The sequence below is a fragment of the Streptomyces sp. NPDC033221 genome (genome assembly GCF_055577005.1).
The window spans coordinates 22,858-44,759 of sequence record NZ_JBVIQN010000044.1 but is presented as its reverse complement, the minus strand read 5'-3'; the positions used below and the strand labels follow the sequence as shown (position 1 = coordinate 44,759).

The following is a 21,902-nucleotide window of genomic DNA, read 5'->3' as shown; positions in this document are numbered from 1 at the left end:
AAGGACTGATGCCTCGGTGAGCGTTGTCATCGTCAAGCGCCCGCCCCGCGCGCTTCCACCTGATATCCCCGGTGAGGAGTTGACGCTCGAAGCTCCGCCGGAGCTGCCTCGCGAGGGCGAGGACAACATGCTGATGAACCTCATGCCGATGATGGGCATGGCGGGTTCGGCAGGTTTCCTGTTCATGGGCACCCAGCCGTTCATGAAGATCATGGGCGGCGTGATGGTGGTTTCCACCCTCGCGATGGCTATTGTCCAGATCGTCAAGGCCCGGCAAGGGCCTTCCGGGCAAATGCTCCAGGAGCGCCAGGATTACCTCAAATACCTGGCACAGAAGCGAAAGGAAGTGCGGCGCACCGCGCGCAAACAGCGTGACGCGCAGCTTTTCCTCCACCCGGATCCGGGTCAATTGTGGTCGATCGTCGCCGAAGGCAAACGGGTCTGGGAACGCCGCGCGTCCGACCCGGACTTCGCACAGGTACGCATGGGACTGGGCCCGCAGCAGCTGGCCACTCCCCTGAAGGCCCCGGAAACCGCGCCGGTCGACGAACTGGAACCGCTCACCGCGCACGCGATGAAAGAGTTCCTCGACAAGCACGGGCACCTGGACTCGCTGCCGCTCGCGGTCTCGCTGCGCGCCTTCTACCACCTGACGGTCTCGGGCGACCCGGACACCGTGTACGGGTCGGCGCGCGCCATCCTCGCGCAGCTGTGCACCCTGCACTCGCCGGAGGACCTGGTCATCGCCGTGGTGGCCGCGCCGGGCGCGCAGGCCGAGTGGGAGTGGACCAAGTGGCTGCCCCACGTACAGGACAAGACCACCGACGGCGCCGGCACCCGCCGGCTGGTCGTGGGTGACCTGGGCGAGATCGAGGAACTGCTCGCCGACGACCTGGAGGGCCGCGGCCGCTTCAACCCGCAGGGCACCCCGGTCACCGACGCCCCGCACGTCGTGGTGGTGCTGGACGCCGGCGAGGTGCCGATGGACTCGGTGATCGCCGGGGCCGAGGGCCTCCAGGGCGTAACGATCCTGGAGGTCGTACCGGGCGACCTGGACGAGATCCGGGGCGGCCTGGCCATCCAGGTGTGGCCGGGCAAGCTGGTGCTGGAGTCGGCGGGCGGCGCGGTCTACAACGGCACCGTGGACACCCTGTCGGTCTCCGAGGCGGAGTCGCTGGCCCGCCAGCTCGCGCCACTGCGGGCCGGTTCGGGCGCCGACGGCGAGGAGCCGCTGCTGTCCAACCTGGACTTCACGGACCTGATGAACATCGGCGACGCCGGTTCGGTGGACGTCTCGCGCACCTGGCGCCCGCGCACGCTGCACGAGCGGCTGCGGGTCCCGATCGGTGTCGACAAGGACGGCCAGCCCGTCATGCTCGACATCAAGGAGGCCTCCCAGGAGGGCATGGGCCCGCACGGCCTGTGCGTCGGCGCGACCGGTTCCGGCAAGTCCGAGGTGCTGCGCACCCTGGTGCTCGCCCTCGCGGTCACCCACTCCTCGGAGACGCTGAACTTCATCCTCGCGGACTTCAAGGGTGGCGCCACCTTCACCGGTATGTCCGAGATGCCGCACGTCGCCGCGGTCATCACCAACCTGGCCGACGACGTCAGCCTGATCGACCGCATGCGCGACTCGATCACCGGTGAGCTGCAGCGCCGTCAGGAGCTGCTGCGTTCGGCGGGCAACTACGCCAACATCACCGACTACGAGAAGGCACGTGCCGCCGGCGCCCCGCTGGACCCGCTGCCCTCGCTGGTGATGGTGCTCGACGAGTTCTCCGAGCTGCTGACCGCCAAGCCGGACTTCATCGACATGTTCATCCAGATCGGCCGGATCGGCCGTTCGATGGGTGTGCACATGCTGCTCGCCTCGCAGCGCCTCGAAGAGGGCAAGCTGCGCGGCCTGGACACCTTCCTGTCCTACCGGCTGGGTCTGCGGACCTTCTCCGCCGCCGAGTCCCGTACGGCGATCGGCGTGCCGGACGCGTACCACCTGCCCAACGTGCCGGGCTCCGGCATCCTGAAGTACGACACCGAGACGATGGTGCAGTTCAAGGCCGCGTACGTGTCCGGCCCGTACCGCGGCCCGGGTGCCGGCGGTGGCGGCGGTGGCGGCCGTACGAACCGGATGCCGGTGCCGTTCACGGCGTCGCCGGTGCTGGCGCCGATCGTCGAGGAGATCATCGCCGAGGAGCCGTCGCTCACCCAGCAGCAGGACGACGCGCTGGCCGACACCGTCCTGGACGTGATCGTCCAGCGGATGCAGGGCCAGGGCCCGCCGGCGCACCAGGTGTGGCTGCCGCCGCTGGACGAGTCGCCCACCGTCAACCAGCTGCTCCCGGCGCTCGCCGTCACGCCCGAGCGGGGCGTGCACGCCCCGGAGTACACGGCGCTCGGCAAGCTGGTCGTGCCGGTCGCACTCGTGGACAAGCCGTTCGAGCAGCGGCGCGACGTGATGTACCTGGACTTCTCCGCGGGCGCCGGTCACGGCCTGGTCGTCGGTGGTCCGCAGTCCGGCAAGTCGACGCTGATCCGCTCCGCCATGGCGGGCTTCGCGCTCACCCACACCCCGGCCGAGGTGCAGTTCTACTGCCTCGACTTCGGTGGCGGCGGCATGCTGGCCATGGAGGGGCTGCCGCACGTCGGCGGCGTCGCCTCCCGGCTGGACGCGGAGAAGGTCCGCCGTACGGTCGCCGAGGTCGTCGGCATCCTCAACGAGCGGGAGGAGTTCTTCCGCGCCAACTCCATCGACTCCATGGGCACCTACCGCCAGCGGCGCGCCGCCGGCACGTTCCCGGACCAGAAGTGGGGCGATGTCTTCCTCGTCATCGACGGCTGGGGCACCTTCAAGACCGACTACGAACAGCTCGACCCGGTCATACTGGACATCGCCAGCCGCGGTCTGGGCTTCGGCATCCACCTGATCCTCGGCGCCTCCCGCTACACCGAGGTACGCCCCGCCCTGCGCGACCAGCTCCTGAACCGCGTCGAGCTGCGGCTCGGCGACCCGATGGAGTCGGAGTTCGACCGCAAGCGCGCGGAGAACGTGCCGATGGGCCGCCCCGGCCGCGGTCTGTCCCCCGAGAAGCTGGACTACCTGGCGGCGCTGCCCCGTATCGACGGCGTCCAGGAGGCGGAGAGCCTCAGCGACGGCATGGCGCACCTGGTGGCCACCGTCAAGGAGCACTGGCAGGGCGCGCCCGCCCCGAAGGTGCGGATGCTGCCGACGCTGCTGCCCGCGAGCGACCTGCCCAAGGGCAGCGACTACCCGGAGCACGGCATCGCGATCGGTGTCGACGAGACGACGCTGTCCCCGGCGTTCATCGACTTCGAGACCGACCCGCTGCTGGTCATCTACGGCGAGAGCGAGTCCGGCAAGTCCTCGCTGCTGCGTCTGATCACCAAGCAGATCGCGGAGCGCTACCCGTCCGACAAGGCGCTCATGGTGGTCTCCGACTACCGGCGCGCGCTGCTCGGCGAGGTCCCCGAGAGCCACCTGTACAAGTACTGCGCCGCGGGGCCGCAGCTCCAGGAAGTCATCTCCGGACTGGCCGGTTCACTGGGCCGCCGGATGCCGGGACCGGACGTCACACCGGAACAGCTGCGCAACCGCAGCTGGTACGACCTGCCGGACGCGTTCGTGATCGTGGATGACTACGACCTGGTGGCGACCAGCAGCGGCAACCCGCTGCAGCCGCTGCTTGAGTACCTGCCGTTCGCCCGTGACCTGGGCCTGCGCCTGATCCTGGCGCGCAGCTCCTCGGGTGCGGGACGGTCCTCCTTCGAGCCCGTGATGCAGCGGACGAAGGAGCTGGGTGCCCAGGGTCTGATCCTGTCGGGCGACCCGGGCGAGGGTCCGCTGATGGGCAACATCAAGGCGACCAGCCTGACGCCGGGACGTGCGCACTTCATCACGCGCAAGCGCGGTGCGCAGCTGGTGCAGACCGGGTGGCTGCCGGCGAACAGCGGCTGAGGGGCGGGGGCGTACGACGTCTCTTCGGCGCCGTACGCAACAGCTCTTCGTGCTGTGCGCACAGCCCCGTGCCGTACGCACATGGAAAGCGTCAGGGCGCCTCTCCTTTGGGAGGGGCGCCCTGGTGCGTTTCTGGGGGTGGGGGGAGGCCGTGCGGGTTCAGCCGAAGGCGCCGTGGCGGCGGACGTTGGGGGACGGGTTCTTGGCGTCCTTGTCCTCGATGGCGGACTGTTCCAGGGCGTCGAATGGCTTCCCGGACGACCTTCCGGACGGCTTTCCGGCCGCCTGCTCCTGGCTTGAGGCCGATGCCGTGGCCTCGGCCCCGGTCCCGTCCTTGCCCTGTTGCTTGTCCGATGTGCCGGAGGTGCCGGAGGTGCCGGAGGTGCCGGACGCCTGGGCGGCCGGATCGGAGGGGGTTGCGGAGTCGGCCTTCTCGGCCTGGGGCTCCCCCGTACGTACGCCCTTGGCCACTCCCGCGCCGCCCCGCGCGCTCTTCGGGCCACCGGCCTGCGGCGCACCGAAGGGGTCGGGCCCCTTGGGTGCGTCGGAGGTCTCCCAGTGCTCGGTCAGCGGGGGCCGCTGCCCCTTGCCGCCCTTGCCGCCCTTGCCGCGGAAGGCGCCGCCCAGCGATGTGGCGAGCTGGCCCAGGGCCATGAAGCCGTATGCGGTCTGCGTACCGGACGACTGCGAGCCGTCGTCCTGGGAGGCGGCCGGTGTGGAGTCGTGCGCGCCGGAGCCCGCGCCCGCGTGCGCCCCCTTGTTGTGGGAGGCGTCCTGGGAGGCGGCGTTCTCCAGGTCGGCCGCGGCCAGTTCGAAGGCCGGCAGCGTCTCGTCGACGGACCGCTTGAGCCGGTGCCACTCCGCCGCGAACGCCTCGCCCGCGGGTCCGTGCCAGTTGGCGGCCGCGGCCTGGCCCACGTGCCGGTCCAGGTCCCGTACCAGGCCGTCCAGGTGCTTGCCCATGTCCCGCCAGCCGGCCGCCGCCTCGTGCAGGGCGTGGGGGTTGCGCTGCTCGGTCACTGGACACCCCGGATCGTCTTGACGAGCTCTTCCTCGGCCGCGTCCGTCGACACGGCGGTCTCCCTGATGCCGCCGGCGACCTCCGCCAGCCGCTCCCGCAGCTGGTCCAGGGCGCGTTCGGCCTGCTCGTACAGCTCCAGGTACGGCCCGGCCGCCTCACGTGAGCCGAACCCGTCGCACAGCGCCTCGGCGTCACTGCGCCGTCTGAAAGCGGTCAGCTGACGGCCCAGGTCGTCCGCGGATATCTCGAACTTGGTACCGAGCTTGTGCAGCTCCTCGGTACTGATCCGGACCTCGTCTGACATCTTTTCTCCCCGAATTGATTGGCGCAGCTCGAATGACGCGGCTCGAAAGCGCGGCGGCCTGCCGGACAAGGCCCCAGGTCTAGCACACCCGGATAGCGGCCGACCGCCGCGTCCGAAGCGGCGGGACGGCATCACGGGGCGGGAAAAGGGACCAATATCCCGCAATGCCAACAACCCTCCTTGACGCATCGTTCGGATCCGTCATTAGACTCAGGACGCCGGTGCAGCACACGCGGTTGCTGTGCCACCGAGTTCACAGGGGGCAGAAGACATGAGCGGTATCAGCGGCATGGGCAATGAGCGGCAGATCCAGGACGAGGATCTGATGGACGTCGCCCAGGACCCCGAGCAGGCGCACCGGCTGCGCAAGGCCCTGCAGACACTGGCCACCAACCCCAATGTCGGCGGAAAGCTCCAGGAGATGGCCAAGGAGGTGCTCTCCGGGCGTATCGGCATGAAGGACGCCATCCAGTCCGAGGAGTACATGGGTGCCATCGGCGACCGTATGCACGAAATGCGGCGGGCGGCGGAGAACCAGACGCAGGCCGAGCGGGAGGCTTCCCGCGAGCAGTTCGCGAAGTGGCAGCAGGAGCAGGAGGCGAAGGAGGACCAGGAGCGCGCCGAGCGCGACGGGCCCTCGGGCGCCATCGTGACGGGGCCGCGCCGGGGCGGCCGGGGCGGCACGAGCCACCGGGACTGACCCCATGGGCCCGGCTGTCGGCGGCCGGGCCTCTTGGCCGTTCGTACGGCATACGGGAACGGGATTCGGTCCGGCTCGGCCCTTTCGGCGCGTTCGATGCCTTCGATGCCATCGATGCCATGGTCATCACGGGCCCTGACTCGGCATCCTATTTTCCCGCTTGTCCGGTCCGTTCTCCCGGTCTGCGTTGACCGCATTCACCGGTATGTGATCACGCCTTGATGACACTTGTCGGTTCCTGATGGGATCTTGACCGGCATTGCTATCGTGCGCGTTCGCGTGCCGGAGAAGCGCACGCGGGAGAGAGCGGAGCAAAATGCCACATATTCGGGTGCTCGGTAAGGGCGCGCGGATCACGGCGGGCACCTTGTGCCTGCTTTTCCTCCTGCACACTCTGTACTGGCTCGGCCACGATCTTGTGACGCTCGGCCCCGGCGTGCTGTGGGATGTGTGGACCGGGGGCGCGTCACCCGCTTCCGGCGGTTCCGCCGGCTCTTCCGGTCCGGGTGGCGCCACGGCGGCCGCCTATCCGGTCACGACTCCGTACGAGGTGGGCCTGGCCCTGCTGCAAGGCGCCGCCGTAGGGGCCGCGTTCGCCGGGCGGCGGCCGGCCGGCGGCCTGCTCGCGGTGGCGACGGCGATGACGTTCTCCCTGCGGGCACAGGCCACCGTCAGCACCGGCAACCACACCTCGACCAACCGCTGGTTCCTCGGCGCGGGCGACGTCGACGACTCCACCCTCACGGCGGTCTTCCTCTCCGCGGGCGCCCTGGTGCCGCTGGCCCTCGTCGCGGCCATCGTCCTGCCGGCCGGCATCCGGGCCTGGCCGCGCCCCGGCTCGGCGCCCGGCCTGCCTCCGGTACGCCCCGGCGGCCCCGCAGGCCCCGTGTCCGCGATCGCGCTGGGCACGCTCACGCTCTTCTGGGTGGGCTGGATCTGCTACATGCTGGTGCAGACCCTCGGCAGCGGGTACGGGGTGCCGCTGGACGTCCTGTTCACCGGCCGCGGCCTGCTCGTGGGTCTGCTGGGGCCGGCGCCCGGCTGGGCCTGGCTGACCTTCCTCCCGCTGTGCGCGGCCGGCGCCCTGCTGGCCGCCACCCGCCGGGTCTCCGCCCGCGGCTTCGCCCTCGGGCTGGCGCTGGCCCTGCTGCCGGTCGCCCTCCTGGGGATGTGCGGCTACCTCCGCACCGGCACGCTCTTCGAACTGGGTGACGCGGCGCCGGGCGGCGCGCTGCTGAGCCGGGCACTGATGCTGATGGAGCTGGTCGGTTCGGTGCTGGTGCTGGTGCTGATGGGGCGGCCCGGGGTGCCGGTCCAGCCGGGGGTGCCGGGGATATCGGGGATGCCGGGGCCTGGGTACGCGGTTCCCGGGATGCCAGGACCCGTGGGTGGGCCCATGGGTGGGCCCGCGTACGGGGCTGTCGGCGGGCCTGTGCCTGGTGCTCCGGGGCCCGGCGGATATCAGGGGCCTCAGGGACCTCCGGGACACCAGGGACATCCCGGATACCAGGGGCAGCAGGCGCCTCCGGGGTATCCGGCGCCAGGCGGGTTCCAGGCCCCCGGCGGATATCCGGCTCCCGGCGGGTATCCCCCGCCACAGGGCGGCTTCGGGCCACCGCCCACGGGCTGACCTGGGCCTCGGCGAAGAGCGGTGCCGGTGTCAGTGCCGGATCGTAGGATCAGCCGGGAGTCGAGGAACGGAGTACGGACGGCGCGGGGAGCGCGAGCAAGCGGCGTTCGCCGCGCGGAGATCGCAAACAGCACGGTCAGCACGGCAGATCGGCCGGCCGGCGCACGCGGCGATCCGCGACGGTGGAGGGCGAAGAATTCATGGGGGACGAGGAAGTCATGTACGCCTCGGGCGAGGAGCACAGCAGTACGGGGGGTTACGCGCCGCATCCGCACATCGGCGGCCGTACCGCCGTCCTGCGTGCGCTCGCCGCCTGGCGTATGCAGTGGCCCGGCGCGCCCCGGGTCGTCGTGCTCACCGGGAGCCCCGGCAGCGGGTGTTCACACCTGGTCGCCGGATTCCTCATGCTGTGCGATCCGGAGGGCCGCAAGCGCCTGCCGCTGGACGACCTGGACCCGACGACCGTGCCGCCCGACCTGCCCGCGCCCGCCGTGCCGGAGCCCGAGGGCCGGACCGCGGACGAGGTGCTGTGGACCATCGCCGGGCATTACGGCCTGGACGCCGTCCGCGGCGCGGACATCGTCCCCGAACTGGCCGCTTCTGCCGACCCGGTGACGGTCGTCGTCCCGGACGTCGACCGGGCCGGCCCGGTGCGGGCCGCCGACGAGCCCGCCCGTCTCGTACGGGACGTGCTGAAGCCGCTGGCCGAGACCGGAACGGTGCAACTGCTCGCCGACGTGCCGCGTGCGCTGGCCGCCGAGGTGATCGCGTCGCTGCCGTCCGGCCAGGGGCAGGTCATCGATCTCGACGAGCCGCGCTGGGCCGACCCCGAGGGGCTGGTCCGCCAGGTGGAGAAGGCGCTCACTCCGAGGGCCGGGGCTCCGGCACTGCCGTACACCGAAGATCCCGGGGTGCGCCGGGCGCTCGCCGAGGCCGTCGCGGAGCGCGCCGACGGCAGCCGGCTGACCGCGCAACTCGCCGTGCGGTGTGTCCTGATGCGGCCGGAAGACTTCGGCCCGGCCGACGTGTCGCAGCTGCCGGGCAGTGTGGGCGAGGCGCTGGACCTGCACGCGCGGCGGCTGGGCGCCGATCCGCAGACGCTGCGGCTGTTGCTGGCTCCACTGGCGCTCGCCGAAGGGCGCGGGCTGCCTGTCGGGCTGTGGGAGCCGCTGGCCTCCGCCGTCGCCGGGCGGGACATGAGCCGGGAGGTCGCGGAGGGAATGCCGCTGGCGGAACCGTTCGTCGAACCGTCCGAGCAGGACGGCGAGGCTCCCGCACCAGCCTCCCGGGATACCGGGGGTGTCGGTGGCCGTCGGCTGCTGCGCCTCGTGCACCCCGCTGTCGCGGAGGAGGTGCGTGCGGGCCTGGCCGACCCGCGCGACGCGCAGACACGTATCTCCATGGCTCTCTTGGAGGCCGTGCCCGAGCAGGACTGGTCCCGCGCCGACCCGTACGTCCGCGACCACCTCGCCGCGCACACTCTGGACGCCGGCCTGCTCCCGCAACTGCTCACCGACCCCGGCCTGTTCGCGCACGCCGACCCGGTGCCGCTGCGCACAGCGGTCGAGGCCGTGCCGTACGAAACGCTCGGCGCTCCCGCCCGTACGTACCTGCGGACGGCCCCGCTGCTCACCCGGCCCGGCACGTCCGTCGTGACGCGGGCGGCGCTCCTGGAGACGGCCTTCGTCGAGGACGGCCTCGGTCCGTACGCGGAAGCGGTGCACGCGCTCGGCCTCGGCCTGCCGTGGCGCACACTGTGGAGCATGCCGCTGTCCGGAGTCACCGACGTGACGGCCGGCAGCCTGCCGCAGGCCCCCGCAGCCGGGAATCCGGCCCCCGCCGCGCTGCCGGTCGCAGTCTTCACCGTCCCTGAGGGCACACCCGACTCCCGCACGGGCCTCGCGGGTGGTTCCGCCGTGCTCGTCCATCAGCTGCCGGGCCCGGGGCTCGTGGACGCCGATCCGGCGCAGATTCTGTACCCCTCGGACGGCATACGGGCAGCGGCACCGCTCACGCTGAGCCGCGGAGCGGACCACCTCCAGGTGTGGGACCGGCAGCGTGCGGAGGTGGTTGCCGACCTCATCAGCGACCTCCCCTTCACCGGCGCCGGCCTCTCCCCCGAGGGTGTCCTCGTCGTCGCCACGGCGCGCGGCGTCAAGGCGCTGCGGATTCCGCTGCCGACGCCCGTGACCGCCCCCGTACCGGATCCGATCGGTACGGACACGGCACCGGCCCCCGCCGCGCCCTCCGTCCCCATCCCCGCCCCACCAGTCGACGCCCCCGCCGCCCCGTACGGCCATGTAGGAGACCGCACGTGACCACCCAGGCGCAGGCCCGGGCCCCCGCCGACCGCTGGCTCACCCCGGAGGGGCACCAGGGCCCACCGCGCCAGGCCAGCGTGGAGGAGTTCGACCTCGGCTGAGCGGTATGGGCCGTTCCGCCGCCGCCCAAGGCCGATCCGGTGACCGGTCAGCGGCGGCCGCCGGCGGAGGTGGGCAACGCCTACGGCGTCGTCGACCCGCCTGTTGACGGACGCCGCGACACATGTGGCGCGATCGGCACCCATCACCGTCCAGTGCACGGCTCAGGGCAGCAGCAGCCAGTCCGCGGCGAGGGCAGCCGCCAGCCCGACGCCCAGCAGCCAGGTGCCCAGTCGCGTACGCCCGTTCCGGCTCAGCTCGATCACGACCCCGCACAGGATCAGCGCGGCGCCGTACACCCCCACCACCAGGACGGATGTTCGGCTCGCGAGGCGGACCACGAGCACGGCCGCCATCGCGGCCATCAGCACGGAGGCCAGAACGATCCGAACCCGCCGGGCCTGACGAGGCGTCAGGTTCACGCGGCGTGTGGGCAGGGGCTGTTCATCGGCGGGTGCGTCCATGAGCGGGAATGGTACGGGACGGCTGTTCGGCGCCGTACGGCTGCGTTCGCATTCCTGGTGCGGGAGGCGGCGCGGCCGTAGCGAGCGAGACCTCCGGGCTCCCACCCGTCCCCCGCACCCGCCCCCGCTACGTGAAGAAGAGCACCGCCCCGGACAGCACCGCGCCGATCAGCCCGGCGGCCATCAGCCCCACCATCAGTGTCCGCAGCACGCCGGGGCCGACCGAACGCCAGGCGTCGTCGAAGGTGGGGGCGCCCCGGAAGCGGTACCCGGTCACCGTGCAGAGCACGCCCAGGACGAAGACGACCAGTCCGCCACAGAGGCACAGCACGCCGTTGGCCAGCCGGTTCCAGCTGTGCTGGACGTAGCTGGAACGGCCGACCTGACGGACCTCGATCAGGTCACCCTCCTTGAACCGGTGCCAGGAGTCGACACTGGCGTTCAGGTCCTTCGTCCGGCCGTCGTCCGACCGGAACGTGCCGTAGCACTGGATGTCGCGCGTACGGTTCCCCGAGTGCTGCTTGTTCGCGTAGTGGTAATCCGTGGCGCAGGCCTCCACGGTGATCTTGCCGGGGCTGCCGTCCACCCATACCGAGTACGGGCCCACGTAGACACCGATCGCGATCAGCAGCAGCGCGGCCAGCAGTACGCCCACCCCGATCAGCCGTCCCAGGCCGCGCTTCACCCCGTCCGCACCCGCCACGTCGCCCACGCCGGCTTCACGGGACGCGCCTGACCTGGTGTGTTCCGACTGTGCTGCCATGGTCAGCGATCCTTTCCAAGGGCGTGCGTAGGTGCGGGACGAGCGATGCGCGCATCGGCATGGCGGACATGCCGCGCGCACGGGGTGTACGGGCTTGCGCGTTGAGCCGAGCCTACGGCCCGGACGTACCCGCCCGGCCGGCCAGGCGGTCCGGAGGGTCACCCGTAATGCTGCAAAAAGAGAAAGACGGCTGCACCAAGGATGCCCATCCCGGTGACGGACAGCAGCAGCGGGCGCAGCACCGTACCGCCGGGCAGGCCGTCCCAGCTGTCGCCGAACGGCCGGCCCCAGCGGGCGCCGAAGCCGGTCAGCAGGCAGAAAGCGCCTGCCGAGAGCATCGGCAGCGACACGAACACCCCGGCGACATCGCCCCACGCCTGCTCCCAACCGGCTGTCACATACATTCCGCCGTCACCGCTCTGTACGGGGACCCGGGTGCCCGGCGGATACACCGTGTCGGGGTGGAACGTCCCGAACGGATTGACTCCGCCGGCGCCGTTCCGGTCGGCAGCAGCGCCCTCCCGGCCGGCATCGCCGCCTTCCCGGTCGGCACCGTCCCGGTCCACGCCGTCCCGCTCCGCCCGGAAGGTGCCCGTACAGCTGACCGTGCGGCTGCCGTGGCGGCCGCTGCCGGCGGTCGCGTAGCGCTCGTGGCACTCCTCGACGGTGTACGTCCCGTGGGTACCCGTATATCCGGCGGCCAGCGCCGTCTCCTTGACGGAGATCCCGCAGACCATCACCCCCAGCACCACCAGGACGAGGCCGGTGGCCCGCCCCACCACATGCCGGGCGGCGTTGCGGCGGCTGGGCACCGCCGCCAGGGCACGGCCGAGGGGGCGGAGTGACGCGTGCGTCGTACGGCGTGCCGTCGGCGGCGGCATCAGACGATCCCGTCGACGAGCAGCGCCGCACCGGCGCCGAGGGCGGCCAGGCCGCCGATACCGGCCAGTACGGCACGGACCACGACGCCACCGGGCACCCGGCGCCAGGCATCCCCGAATCCCGGCCCCCGACGCGTACCGAATCCGGTGAGCAGGCAGAACAGCCCTGCCACGATCGCGCACACCGAGACGCAGACGATCGCCAGGCTCCGCCAGACCCACTGCTCGTCGAGCATGACGAACGTACGGGCCGTCTTCTGGACCGCCAGTTGCTTGCCCGGTTCGAACTTGGCCCCGGTCTCGGCCGTCGCGTCCTCGACCTCCGCACCGCCCCGGTCGGCACGGAAGGTGCCGGTGCAGGTGACGACGGGCCGTGCGTGCCGGTGGTGGGACGAGCCGACACGGTCGAACCGCGTACGGCACTCCTGGACGGTGAGCGTGCCCGCGTCGCCCTGGTGGCCGTTCGCGTACCCCATGTCCTTGGCGGTCAGTCCGCCGACGAACAGCCCGGCGAGGACGAGTCCGGCGCCGACGACCCTGCCCGCCGAGGACGGCGACCGGGCCGGGGAACGGGCTCGTATGAAGGGCTGCGTTGGCATGGAGGGACCGCGATGCTGTGGAGGACAGTGCCGGGCCTGCTCGGCAGCCGTACGGCACGGACCCGCACGCCACCCGGGGCGCGCGGCCTCTTGACCGGGCAGGTACCGAAACTTAACCACCTCTTTCCCCGTCCGCACCACTCCCCGCCGGCCCGAATTGTGGTCGTCACCGACACCCCGGCACGGTCAATCCCCCCGAATTCGAGCCGCATTCGAGCAGAGGCCGCACTACCTAACACTCCAACGAGCATCCAGCAGCGCCCTGTTGTCACCCATTTCGCCGCCGCTGTCCCCGCGAAGGCCACACCGCCACCCCGGCTTCCGCCACCGAGGGGCCGCCTTGACATGCCTGCGTTAAGAGCACATAAAGTGGTCACGCTGGACGTGTCGAGAGACAAACGCGCCAAGCGCGAATGACAGGCAATGACGGGGGTCGTGATGGCGGACAAGGCATTTGACGTAGATCCTGACGTGCTGCGCACGCAGGGACACGCGTTCGTGAACATCGGCACGGAGTTCGGCAAGGCGGCCAAGAAACTCAAGGACGACCTGCAGGGCATCGGAAAGCCCTGGGAGGACGCCGACTTCGGCGCGGCCTTCGACGTCATCTACACCCCGATCCGTGACGGCATGTTCACCTCGATGGATTCGCTGGGTGAACGCCTGGAGGACATCGGCGACAAACTCCAGGGAATGGCCCGTACGTACACGGCGTCCGACGAACAGGGCGTCCACGTCGTCAGCTCGGTCCCCCGCCCCGCCGTCTGAGGCGCCGGCCCGCCCGTACTGCCGCGCGCGTCCGGCCACACGACCGATCGCGCATCTCGCCGTACGACCCGATCGTGCCCTACGCCGTACGGCCCACCGGTCCGCGACCCGGTCCGTACACCCACGGTCCGGTCCGCACACCCACCGCCTTCGGCCCCCGCCCGTCCCCGCCCCCTCCACTCCGCCACTCTCCCACCACCCACACCGCCCGTACCCCTGATCAGCATCAACGCCGCCGATCAGCACCACACCACGATCACGATCACTCCAGCCGCACACGGCTACAACCGCACGGGGGACGATCACTGTGTCACTGACACTGCCGAGCGAGGTCTCCTGGGTCCTCGGACTCCTCGGCTACGACTGGCCGCAGGCCGACGAAGACGCGCTCTTCAAGTGCGCCGAGACCTGGCGGAACTTCGCCGCCCAGGTCGAACAGGCGGCTTCACAGGGCTCGTCGGCAGCGAACGAGGTGGTCGCGGCGAACACGGGTGAAGCGGTCGACGGGTTCAATAAGGAATGGGGCTCCTTCGCCGGCAGCTCCGGCTCCGACCATTACCTGCGCGACGCCCAAATCGCCGCCGAAACCATCGCATTGGCGTTCGACGCGGCGGCCATCGCCGTACTCACCGGCAAGATCGCGATCATCGCCCAGCTGGTCGTCCTCGCAGTGGAACTCATCGCCGCCCAGGCGGCCGCCCCCTTCACGTTCGGCCTTTCCGAAGCGGGCGCGGCAGGCGCGACCCAAATCACCCGGATCGCCGTCCGCGAGATCCTGAACAAGATCAAGCAAGAGGTCGTCCAGGCCGTCACCAAAGCCATGGAACACGCGACGATGGACGCCATCAAGAAGCTGGCGAAGAAGGCGGTGTCCAAGGAAGCCCGGCAGTTGGCGATGGACTACGCCAAGAAGACGGTCAAGGACACGGTCAAGGAGACCGTCAAGGACAAGGTCGTCGAAGAGGGCAAGGCGAAGGCCACCGAAGCCGCCACGGAAATGGGACAGAACATCGCCCAGCAGGGCATCGAGAACCATTTCGGCGCCCGCGACGGCATGGACTGGGGCGAAACCGCCGACATCGGCAAGGAAAAGGCCGGCGAATACGTCGACGGTCTCAAGGAAGGCGCCCAGAGCCTGGCCGACCCGCAGACGTACGCCGACCACGCCAGGGAAGACCTCACCAACCGCGGCCTGGACGCGGCCCAGAAACACGTGGACAACCGCACCGGCGGCGCCGCCACCCGCCACCAGGGCGTCACCGCCGGCGCACGGGATTCGGTGCAGGCGGTGTTCGGGTGAGGTGACGGGAGCGGGAGCAACGGGGGCGCTCAGCCGAAAACGCTACGAACGTCGTCGGCTACGCCCCCGCTCCCTGTTCCAGTCCCCGTACCGGTATCAGAACCGGCACCAGCACCGGTACTACCAGTACGCTCTCCGGGTTCTCCCGCCCCTCCCCTCCCGCGCTGAACCGCATCCCTCACTCTCGCCGCTGCGGCGTTGGTGCCGGCCTCCGTCGCGCCGTCCACCAGACGCTCGCGGTGAGTCGCGGGGTCGAGGAGACCGGCCAGACCGCCCTCCCGCTGCCCCGGACCACTCGGCGCGCCGGCAACGTACTCGCCGGGCTTGAACACCCCGCCTTCGACCGCGCCGAACTGTTTCGCGAATTCCTCCTTGGCGCCGCTCACCGTGTCACCCAGGTCGACGCCGTCACGGGCCCCGAAATGGCTCTCGATGCCTTGCCGGACGACGTCCTGCCCCGCCCCGGTCACGATGTCCGTCGCCTTCTCCTTGGCGGGATCGATGACGAGGTCCCGGGCCGCCTTCTTCGCGTACTCCGTCGCGAAGTCCTTGACCTGGTTCTTCACGAAGTCCGAGGCGATCTTCCTGACGCCCTTCTCGGCGGCGTCTGCCATCGCCTTGGTGACCGCTTCGACGACCTCCTGCTTCAGCGTGTCCAGGAGCCGTCGCACCAGGAGGCGGGTGGCTTGCGTCACTCCCAGCGCGCCCACCTCCGAAAGCCCGAAGGTGAAGGGCGCGGCGGCCTGCGCCGCGATGAGTTCGACGGCCAGGATGACGAGCTGCACGATCACTTCGGCCTTGGCCGCGAACACCGCGGCCGCCGCCACTTCGAAAGCGATGCCGATCACATTGGCCGCGATCTGCGCATCGGCGAGGTAGGCCCCCGGCCCACCCGAGAAGTCCTCCCACTCATCCGTGAAGCGGCTCACCGCCTCGCCCGAGTTACCGGAGACGACCTCCCGCACCGCCGACCCGCCCCGCCCGTCGGTCCGTCCGACCTGGGCCGCGAACTCCAGCCAGGCTCGCCCGCACTCCATGAGCTTGTCCTCGTCCGCGTCGGGCCAGTTGTACCCGAGCAGATCAAGCACCCACACGACCTCACCCGGCAGCGTCAGCGCCACGGTCGACTCCTCCCCCGGCCGCTCGCCGCCATCACGGCCCCCAAGGGGACGAATGCGTGCGCGACACCCGACCGACGAGTTGCAGACTCTCCCCCTCCGCCGCCTCGTACCTCCTGGCCATTTCCTGCAGGTTCTCGCCCATCCCCGCCAGGCGCTTCCCCAACGAGTCCATGGATGTGAACATGCCGTCCCGGACCGGCTCGTACATCATGGCGAACATCTCAGCGAATTCAGCGCCCCGCCACGGCTCCCCCAACCCCTTCAACGTGTCCTGCAGTCGCTTGGCGGCGGACCCGAACTCCGCCCCGATGTCATCGAACTCCCGCCCTTGACGCCTGATCCCGTCCGAGTCGACAGCGAATGCTTCGCTCATCACACACAACCCCCACTGGAAAATCCCGAACAAGCACTCAGCGAAAGAAATAGCGAGCCCTTGGCCCGCCCAATTGAGTGCCGCGAGCCTTCCATGCCACTGGTCAGCCATCAAACGCCCCAACAGCCAGCGCCGCCGCCTCGCGCTCTCGCACACCCGGGCCGGCTCCCCCGCCCCACACCGCTCGGACAATCCGAAGAAACCTTTAACGTGCCGCCGCCAAGCCCCACCGATCGGGCGCATCCTCGAAACCCAAGGCCGTCAGGCAGGTCACTATCAGACAATCAAATGAAGCCAAATTGGCACTCGCCCGCCAATATCAATCACCACTCATCCGGGCGAACAGCTTGCGCGCCGCTGACGGCTTGCCATGCCCCGCTCCCCCCGAACACAAAAGAAGGGCCCGCAGCCTTGGCTGCGGGCCCTTCTGGAGTTATGCGAAGCTGCGGCTACTGCCCCGGAGGCTGGGCAGGCGGAGCCGACGGGTACGAACCGTAGGGGTTGGGCTGCTGCTGCCCATAAGGGTTCGGCTGCTGCTGGTACGGGCCGGACTGATGCGGCGGGAAGCCGACGTTGCCACCGGGGCCGCCAGGGCCACCGAAGCCACCAGGGCCACCGGGCGGCGGACCACCGTTGTTCTTCTTACGCCGCACCATGACGATGACGACCACAAGCGCCGCCACGAGCAGAACCAGCACCAGACCGATGATGACGATCGGCGGAATCCCGATACCGCTGCCGCCACTCGCCTTTTCCTCACCGGCCTTGCCGGGAGTGGCGCCGTCATTCCCCGCCGAAGTCGAATCCGTGACTTCCGGAGCCTTGAGCGGCCCGTACTTGGACCCGGCGGGAATGTCCTGGGTGAGCGCGCGGTACGGACGAATGGTGCCGTAGCCGTACTTGGGGCTCGGCGTGCTGATGTCCGACTTGCCGTCGGGAGTGATCGCCGTCTTCGTCAGACGATTGGCGACCTGTCCAGCGGTGAGGTTCGGGAACTTGGAGCGGACGAGGGCGGCGGCGGCGGAAACGTAAGCCGTGGCGTCGGACGTTCCGTCCGCTTGACGGTACTTGGAGCCGAGGCCGGCCGAGTAGATGCCTTCGCCGGGGGCGAGGAGGCGGATGTGCGGGCCGTAGTTCGAATCTGCCCACACCTGGTTGTTCTTCGTCACCGCACCGACTGCAAGAACTCCAGGGGCGGCGGCGGGATACTGGGGAGTCGACTCCCCGTCATTTCCCATGCCCGCGACGAGCAGTACGTCCTTTTGCAAGGCGTAAGCGATCGCGTCCTTTTCGTCATCGCCAACCCGTCCCTGTACGAAGGACATGTTGACGACCTTGGCTCCTTGGTCAACTGCGTAGCGGAGCGGTGCCGCGAAGCCTTGCCCGGACAGCGTGTCCGCGGAGGACTGCATCTTGACTGGCAGGATCTTGGCATCCGGCGCCAGCCCCATGATTCCATCGGCCCGGTTGGCCCCGTGCCCGTGGCCGGCGATCAGTGCTGCCATCGCCGTTCCGTGATCGTCGGAATCCTCGTGATCAGCGGTCCCGCCCTCAGGAGCGAAACTCTTTCCGGGAAGGACGCTCCCCTTGAGGTCGGGGTGGTCCGCATTGATTCCGCTGTCGATGATTGCCACGGTGACGTTCTTGCCCGTGGAATACTGCCGGATCTTGTCGGCGCCGAAGGCCCCCAGCGACCATTGCCCGTCTCTGATGTAGTCCGCCGAAGCAGCCGGTGCGGTGCCGATGACCAGCGCTCCCGCCAAGACCGCGCCGCTCACCGCACGCAGCGTCCGCGTGAAGCTCATGCCGTACACCTCTCCTGAAACAGGACGGGGCCCACAGCCCTAGGACTGCGGGCCCCGTCTCGTCTTCGCCGGCTGTCAGACCGACTGGTCCCTACTCAATGACCTTGGGCGCCACATTACGCTCCGGCGTCCAGGTCTCCTCGTCCTCGACGAGGTAGTCAGGACGCTGGCCGTTCTGGCCCTTGTCGTCCTTGCCCTTGGCGCCGTGCGCACCCGGGGCACCGGCCATGCCCATCGGACGCCGACCGCTCGCCCCGGTACCTGCCTGCGCACCACCGCGGCTGCGGTGCAGTCCCGAGCCGCCCTGTGCGCCGCCGCCGGTCTTGCTGCCGCTGGTGCCGCCGACCACGCCGCCCTTCTGGCGGGCCAGGGCGCCACCACGGCCTGCGGCGGCACCTCCGCCGCGCGCTCCGGCGCCGCCACCTGCCGCACCACCCATGCCGGGCATTCCCGGGCGCCCGCTGCGCGCACCTGCGGCACCGGAGCCGCCGGCCGGGCCAGTGCCCCCGATGCGGCTGGCGGACTTCCCGCCGCTGGTGCCACCTGTTTTACCGCCGCTGGCGATACCGGGCATACCCGGTCCGCCGCCCAGGTGACCGCCGCCTCCGGCTCCACCGTTGAGCTGCCCGCCGCCTCCAGCAGTCCCCAGGCCGGAACCACCTCCGGGACCGGTGCTGTTCAGGCCGCCGCCGGGGCCCGACGTGCTGGGCGGGTTGAAGCTGTCGAGGCCGGTGCCGATATTGGAAGGCATGCCGCCCTTGCCGGGCTGGACGGAGCCCACGCCGCCGTGGATGCCGTCCGTCTTGGGGGCCTGGAGGCCGTCGGAGGAGAAGCCGGGCCCCTTGCCCAACCCCTTGCCCGGCCCACCGACCATCGGCTTGGGCTTCCGTGCCACGGCTGCAGGCAGCGGGAGCACGGGAGGAACCGCAGGTCCACCGTCCGGCGGCGGCACGGTCGTCGGGTCGTCAACCCTGCGCGCCGGGTTGCCGATCGCCGCGGCATTCGTCCGGTAGGCGGCGCCCAGATACTCCATGACCGCCGCGGCCTTCAGCTGTGTCTCCTTGCCGGCGGAGAGAGCGTCCTCCTGGTCCTCAACGACCTGGGATGCGCTCTTGCCTCCGGAGAGGGCTGCGTCCGCCTTCGAGTCGTCGCGGCTGCTGTCGGTGGCCCAGTCCCAGGCCCGGCCACCCCAGCTCGGCCATTCCATGTCGTCGAGCTGTGCCTTGTACGTCTTGAGGGCTTCGCTCGAGTGCTTCATACCGTCGCTGGCGAGCTTGGCGTAGGAAGCTCCGTTGGCGATGTTCTGGCTGATCTTGTCAGCCCGCTCCCGGAAAGCCTTCGCCGCGTCGCCTTCCCAGTGTTCCAGCACCTCGTTGATGGCCTTGTCGAAGAAGGCCTTGATGCCACCGCCATTGTCGCTGACCAGCTGGTTGTGCACCTGCTCCCAGGCGTGTCCGACACCCGCGACGTCCTCGGGCTTCGCGTCGGCCACCATGGACTTCAGCCGCTCGAAGTCAAGCTTGTGGAACTTCGTCGTGTTCTCGATCGCGTAGCACTTGTCCTGTGGCGCGTACTTCGGATCCGCATAGCTACCCATGGGCCTGCCCCCTCTTCTGCTCAGTCTTCCCAGTGTCCACGATCACGGCTTACTGGAACTGGCCGTTCGGCGAGGACTGGCCCCGCTTCATTGCGTTGCTCGTCTCCTGCTCACGGTCCTGGTAGGCGCCATGGGTTTTGGACGTCTTCTTCGTCAGATCCTCGATCAGCTTTTCGAGCTTCTTGAGGACCTCGTTCTCGATGTGCGTCTTCATCCTGGTGTGGGCATCACGAAGTTCCCCCTCTTCGGAAAACCCCTTGCCCAACGCCCCCGGCGGCAGATGCGTCCCACTCTTCGCCTTACCCGAAGCCCCCTGCATGTCCTTCAGTACGGCGTTGAGCTTTTTCACCACTTCGTCCAACCGGTCAAGATCAACGCGGTAGGAATCGTTAGCCATGATTGGCCTCCCCGTTCGATTTGTAGCCGGTCTTGCGGCGCCAGTCGCGCAGGGCGATCGAGGAGCCGACGACCGTGGCGACGGCCAGTGCGCCGCCGCCGATGATGTAGATGGCGATGCGGGCCTGTCGTTCCTCGGTGGATTCGCCGATGGTCAGGACGGCCGGCTGGATGTTGGCGCCGGTGTTGGCCGCGCCGGAGTCAGTGTCCGGTTTGGGTTCGCCGGTCGGCTTGGTTTTGTCGTTGAGGGCCGCTACGGGGTCGACGACGCCCCAGCCGATGTTGTGGTCGCGGTTCTTGCGGACGCGTTCGGCGGTCTTCTCCAGGTGCCAGATGATCTCGCTCGGCTTCCACTTCTGGTGCTCGGCCTTGTTGCGGCCGATCAGCAGGGCCGCGGCGCCGGCGGCGTAGGGGGCGGCGAAGCTGGTGCCCTGGTCGACGCAGTTGCCGCCGTTGGGGACGGTGGAGACCATGTCCACGCCGGGGGCGGCGATGTCGACGAAGGCGCCGGCCTGGGAGAAGGGGGCGCGTTCGTTGTTGCGGTCGGAGGCGCCGACGGCCAGCACGTTGGAGTTCTCGAAGGCGGCGGGGTACATGCTCTGCTCGGCGCCGCTCGCGCCGCCGTTGCCCGCGGAGGCGACGATCAGTACGTCCTTGGCCTCGGCGGCGGTGACCGCGGCGCGCAGGCTGCCCAGGCGGGCGGGGTCCGCGTTGGTGCCCTGGGAGATGTTGATGATGTCGGCGCCCGCGGCGACCGCGTCGGTGATCGCCTTGGCCAGGGTGTCGGCCGTGCCGCCCTTTTCCTTGTCCGTCTGCTGGAAGGGGATGATCTCGGCCTCGGGGGCGAGGCCGTAGAAGCCGGAGCCGGCCTTCTCCCGGGCGGCGATGATGCCGGCGACCTTCGTGCCGTGACCGACCTGGTCCTCGGTGGGCTTGCCCTTGTCGACGTAGCTCTTGCCGCCGCTGATGGCGCTGCGCAGCTGTTCGTTGCCGGAGTCGACGCCGGTGTCGATGACGGCGACCTTGACGCCCGCACCTCGTTTGTAGGCCCACATCTGCCGGGTGAGCAGGCGCTGCAGCGACCACGGGGTCTCTTTGATGTCGTCGGTGCCGAACGTGCACTGGCCACTGTTCAGGGGCACGTTCGGGTCCGCGATCGCCGGCGCTGCGGTCGCGCAGGACAGGGCGACGGCCGAGGCCGCACCGGCCAGTGCCACCGCCGCGCGTCCGCGGTGGCCGGCTCGGTGTCCATTGGCGCGAGATCCCACGAGGTGTCTGCTCTCCGTGTGTGGCGGATTCGGGAAGGTGAGGGGGAGGAACCGGGGAGGCGGTGGAGGAAGTGGGTGGACTGCGTGAGGGCGAGCGCACTGGTGCAGCGCGCCCGCCCTCATTCACCACTGTGCGAGCCTTCGTGGCTGCTCAGCCGTTGTGCTGTGTCCGTTTCCGTCGGTGGACGGTGACGGGTCAGCCGCCCCAGATGCTGGCGTTCTTGGACTCGGTGCTCTGGTAGTTCTGAGCGGCCTGGTCCAGGGCCTTGGCGATGGCTTCCAGCGTCGAGTGCAGGGAAGCGGCGCGCTGGTCCCACTCACGCTGGCGGGCCTGGTAGCCCTCCTGCGCAGCGCCTTCCCAGCTGGCGGCGATCTTCTTGACACCCGACTCGAGGTCGTCGAGCTGGGTACGGATGTTGTTGGCCGTTCCGCGCACGTCGGAGCTGGCCTGGGAGATCGTCGCGAAATTGACGAGGATCTGGCCGGACATGTGGTCTCCTCGGGGAGTTGAGCTCTGAT

Annotated in this window: 19 protein-coding genes; 6 read left to right on the top strand and 13 right to left on the bottom strand. The window is 69.9% G+C overall.

Annotated elements, in window-relative coordinates:
- Positions 1-16: 16 nt before the first annotated feature.
- Positions 17-3,973, top strand: a complete 3,957-nt coding sequence (gene eccCa / locus ACZ53K_RS37560; RefSeq protein WP_468846082.1) for a type VII secretion protein EccCa — start codon at positions 17-19, stop codon at positions 3,971-3,973.
- A 159-nt stretch (positions 3,974-4,132) separates the two neighbouring features.
- Here the strand turns inward: eccCa and ACZ53K_RS37555 are convergent, their stop codons facing one another.
- On the bottom strand, positions 4,133-4,993 hold the full coding sequence (locus ACZ53K_RS37555; RefSeq protein ID WP_468846079.1) for a WXG100 family type VII secretion target: 861 nt from the start codon (positions 4,991-4,993) through the stop codon (positions 4,133-4,135).
- Positions 4,990-5,298 (bottom strand): hypothetical protein, encoded by a 309-nt coding sequence (locus tag ACZ53K_RS37550; protein ID WP_468846077.1) that lies wholly within the window; start codon positions 5,296-5,298, stop codon positions 4,990-4,992. The genes ACZ53K_RS37555 and ACZ53K_RS37550 overlap by 4 nt, the downstream gene beginning before the upstream one ends.
- 271 nt (positions 5,299-5,569) lie before the next feature.
- Between ACZ53K_RS37550 and ACZ53K_RS37545 the strand changes: the two genes are divergently transcribed.
- From ACZ53K_RS37545 to ACZ53K_RS37535, 3 genes are all read left to right on the top strand, one after another.
- A complete protein-coding gene (locus ACZ53K_RS37545) occupies positions 5,570-5,998 on the top strand; it encodes a hypothetical protein (RefSeq protein ID WP_468846074.1) in 429 nt (142 codons plus the stop codon).
- Positions 5,999-6,314: 316 nt separating this feature from the next.
- Complete coding sequence (locus ACZ53K_RS37540; protein WP_468846072.1) at positions 6,315-7,628, top strand: hypothetical protein; 1,314 nt, start codon at positions 6,315-6,317, stop codon at positions 7,626-7,628.
- Between the two features lie 200 nt (positions 7,629-7,828).
- The gene (locus tag ACZ53K_RS37535) at positions 7,829-9,946 is read left to right on the top strand and encodes an ATP-binding protein (protein ID WP_468846069.1); all 2,118 of its coding nucleotides are present in this window, start codon (positions 7,829-7,831) and stop codon (positions 9,944-9,946) included.
- 266 nt (positions 9,947-10,212) lie between these two features.
- Here ACZ53K_RS37535 and ACZ53K_RS37530 read toward each other — a convergent pair whose 3' ends face one another.
- The 4 genes from ACZ53K_RS37530 to ACZ53K_RS37515 all read right to left on the bottom strand — a co-directional run bounded on the left by ACZ53K_RS37530 (position 10,213) and on the right by ACZ53K_RS37515 (position 12,755).
- Positions 10,213-10,512, bottom strand: coding sequence for a hypothetical protein (locus tag ACZ53K_RS37530; RefSeq protein ID WP_468846067.1), 300 nt, complete (start codon positions 10,510-10,512; stop codon positions 10,213-10,215).
- A gap of 127 nt (positions 10,513-10,639) precedes the next feature.
- Positions 10,640-11,275 (bottom strand): hypothetical protein, encoded by a 636-nt coding sequence (locus ACZ53K_RS37525; protein ID WP_468846065.1) that lies wholly within the window; start codon positions 11,273-11,275, stop codon positions 10,640-10,642.
- A 158-nt stretch (positions 11,276-11,433) separates the two neighbouring features.
- Positions 11,434-12,156 carry a hypothetical protein gene (locus tag ACZ53K_RS37520; RefSeq protein WP_468846063.1) on the bottom strand — a complete coding sequence of 241 codons (723 nt, stop codon included), beginning with the start codon at positions 12,154-12,156 and terminating at the stop codon, positions 11,434-11,436.
- A complete protein-coding gene (locus tag ACZ53K_RS37515) occupies positions 12,156-12,755 on the bottom strand; it encodes a hypothetical protein (RefSeq protein ID WP_468846061.1) in 600 nt (199 codons plus the stop codon). The genes ACZ53K_RS37520 and ACZ53K_RS37515 overlap by 1 nt, the downstream gene beginning before the upstream one ends.
- Before the next feature lie 471 nt (positions 12,756-13,226).
- Between ACZ53K_RS37515 and ACZ53K_RS37510 the strand changes: the two genes are divergently transcribed.
- Complete coding sequence (locus ACZ53K_RS37510; protein WP_468846059.1) at positions 13,227-13,523, top strand: WXG100 family type VII secretion target; 297 nt, start codon at positions 13,227-13,229, stop codon at positions 13,521-13,523.
- 307 nt (positions 13,524-13,830) lie between these two features.
- Entirely contained in the window at positions 13,831-14,823 is a 993-nt protein-coding gene (locus ACZ53K_RS37505) for a WXG100-like domain-containing protein (protein WP_468846057.1), read from the top strand.
- Positions 14,824-14,852: 29 nt separating this feature from the next.
- Here ACZ53K_RS37505 and ACZ53K_RS37500 read toward each other — a convergent pair whose 3' ends face one another.
- From ACZ53K_RS37500 to ACZ53K_RS37470, 7 genes are all read right to left on the bottom strand, one after another.
- Positions 14,853-15,944, bottom strand: a complete 1,092-nt coding sequence (locus ACZ53K_RS37500) for a WXG100-like domain-containing protein (RefSeq protein ID WP_468846054.1) — start codon at positions 15,942-15,944, stop codon at positions 14,853-14,855.
- 31 nt (positions 15,945-15,975) lie between these two features.
- Complete coding sequence (locus ACZ53K_RS37495; protein WP_468846051.1) at positions 15,976-16,317, bottom strand: WXG100 family type VII secretion target; 342 nt, start codon at positions 16,315-16,317, stop codon at positions 15,976-15,978.
- A gap of 449 nt (positions 16,318-16,766) precedes the next feature.
- Positions 16,767-18,122, bottom strand: coding sequence for a S8 family serine peptidase (locus ACZ53K_RS37490; protein ID WP_468846049.1), 1,356 nt, complete (start codon positions 18,120-18,122; stop codon positions 16,767-16,769).
- A gap of 91 nt (positions 18,123-18,213) precedes the next feature.
- A complete protein-coding gene (locus tag ACZ53K_RS37485) occupies positions 18,214-19,719 on the bottom strand; it encodes a hypothetical protein (RefSeq protein ID WP_468846046.1) in 1,506 nt (501 codons plus the stop codon).
- Between the two features lie 49 nt (positions 19,720-19,768).
- Positions 19,769-20,116 (bottom strand): hypothetical protein, encoded by a 348-nt coding sequence (locus ACZ53K_RS37480; RefSeq protein ID WP_468846043.1) that lies wholly within the window; start codon positions 20,114-20,116, stop codon positions 19,769-19,771.
- Complete coding sequence (gene mycP / locus ACZ53K_RS37475; RefSeq protein WP_468846040.1) at positions 20,109-21,332, bottom strand: type VII secretion-associated serine protease mycosin; 1,224 nt, start codon at positions 21,330-21,332, stop codon at positions 20,109-20,111. Before mycP ends, ACZ53K_RS37480 begins: the two co-directional genes overlap by 8 nt.
- A 247-nt stretch (positions 21,333-21,579) precedes the next feature.
- A complete protein-coding gene (locus ACZ53K_RS37470) occupies positions 21,580-21,873 on the bottom strand; it encodes a WXG100 family type VII secretion target (protein ID WP_073760719.1) in 294 nt (97 codons plus the stop codon).
- Positions 21,874-21,902 lie beyond the last annotated feature (29 nt).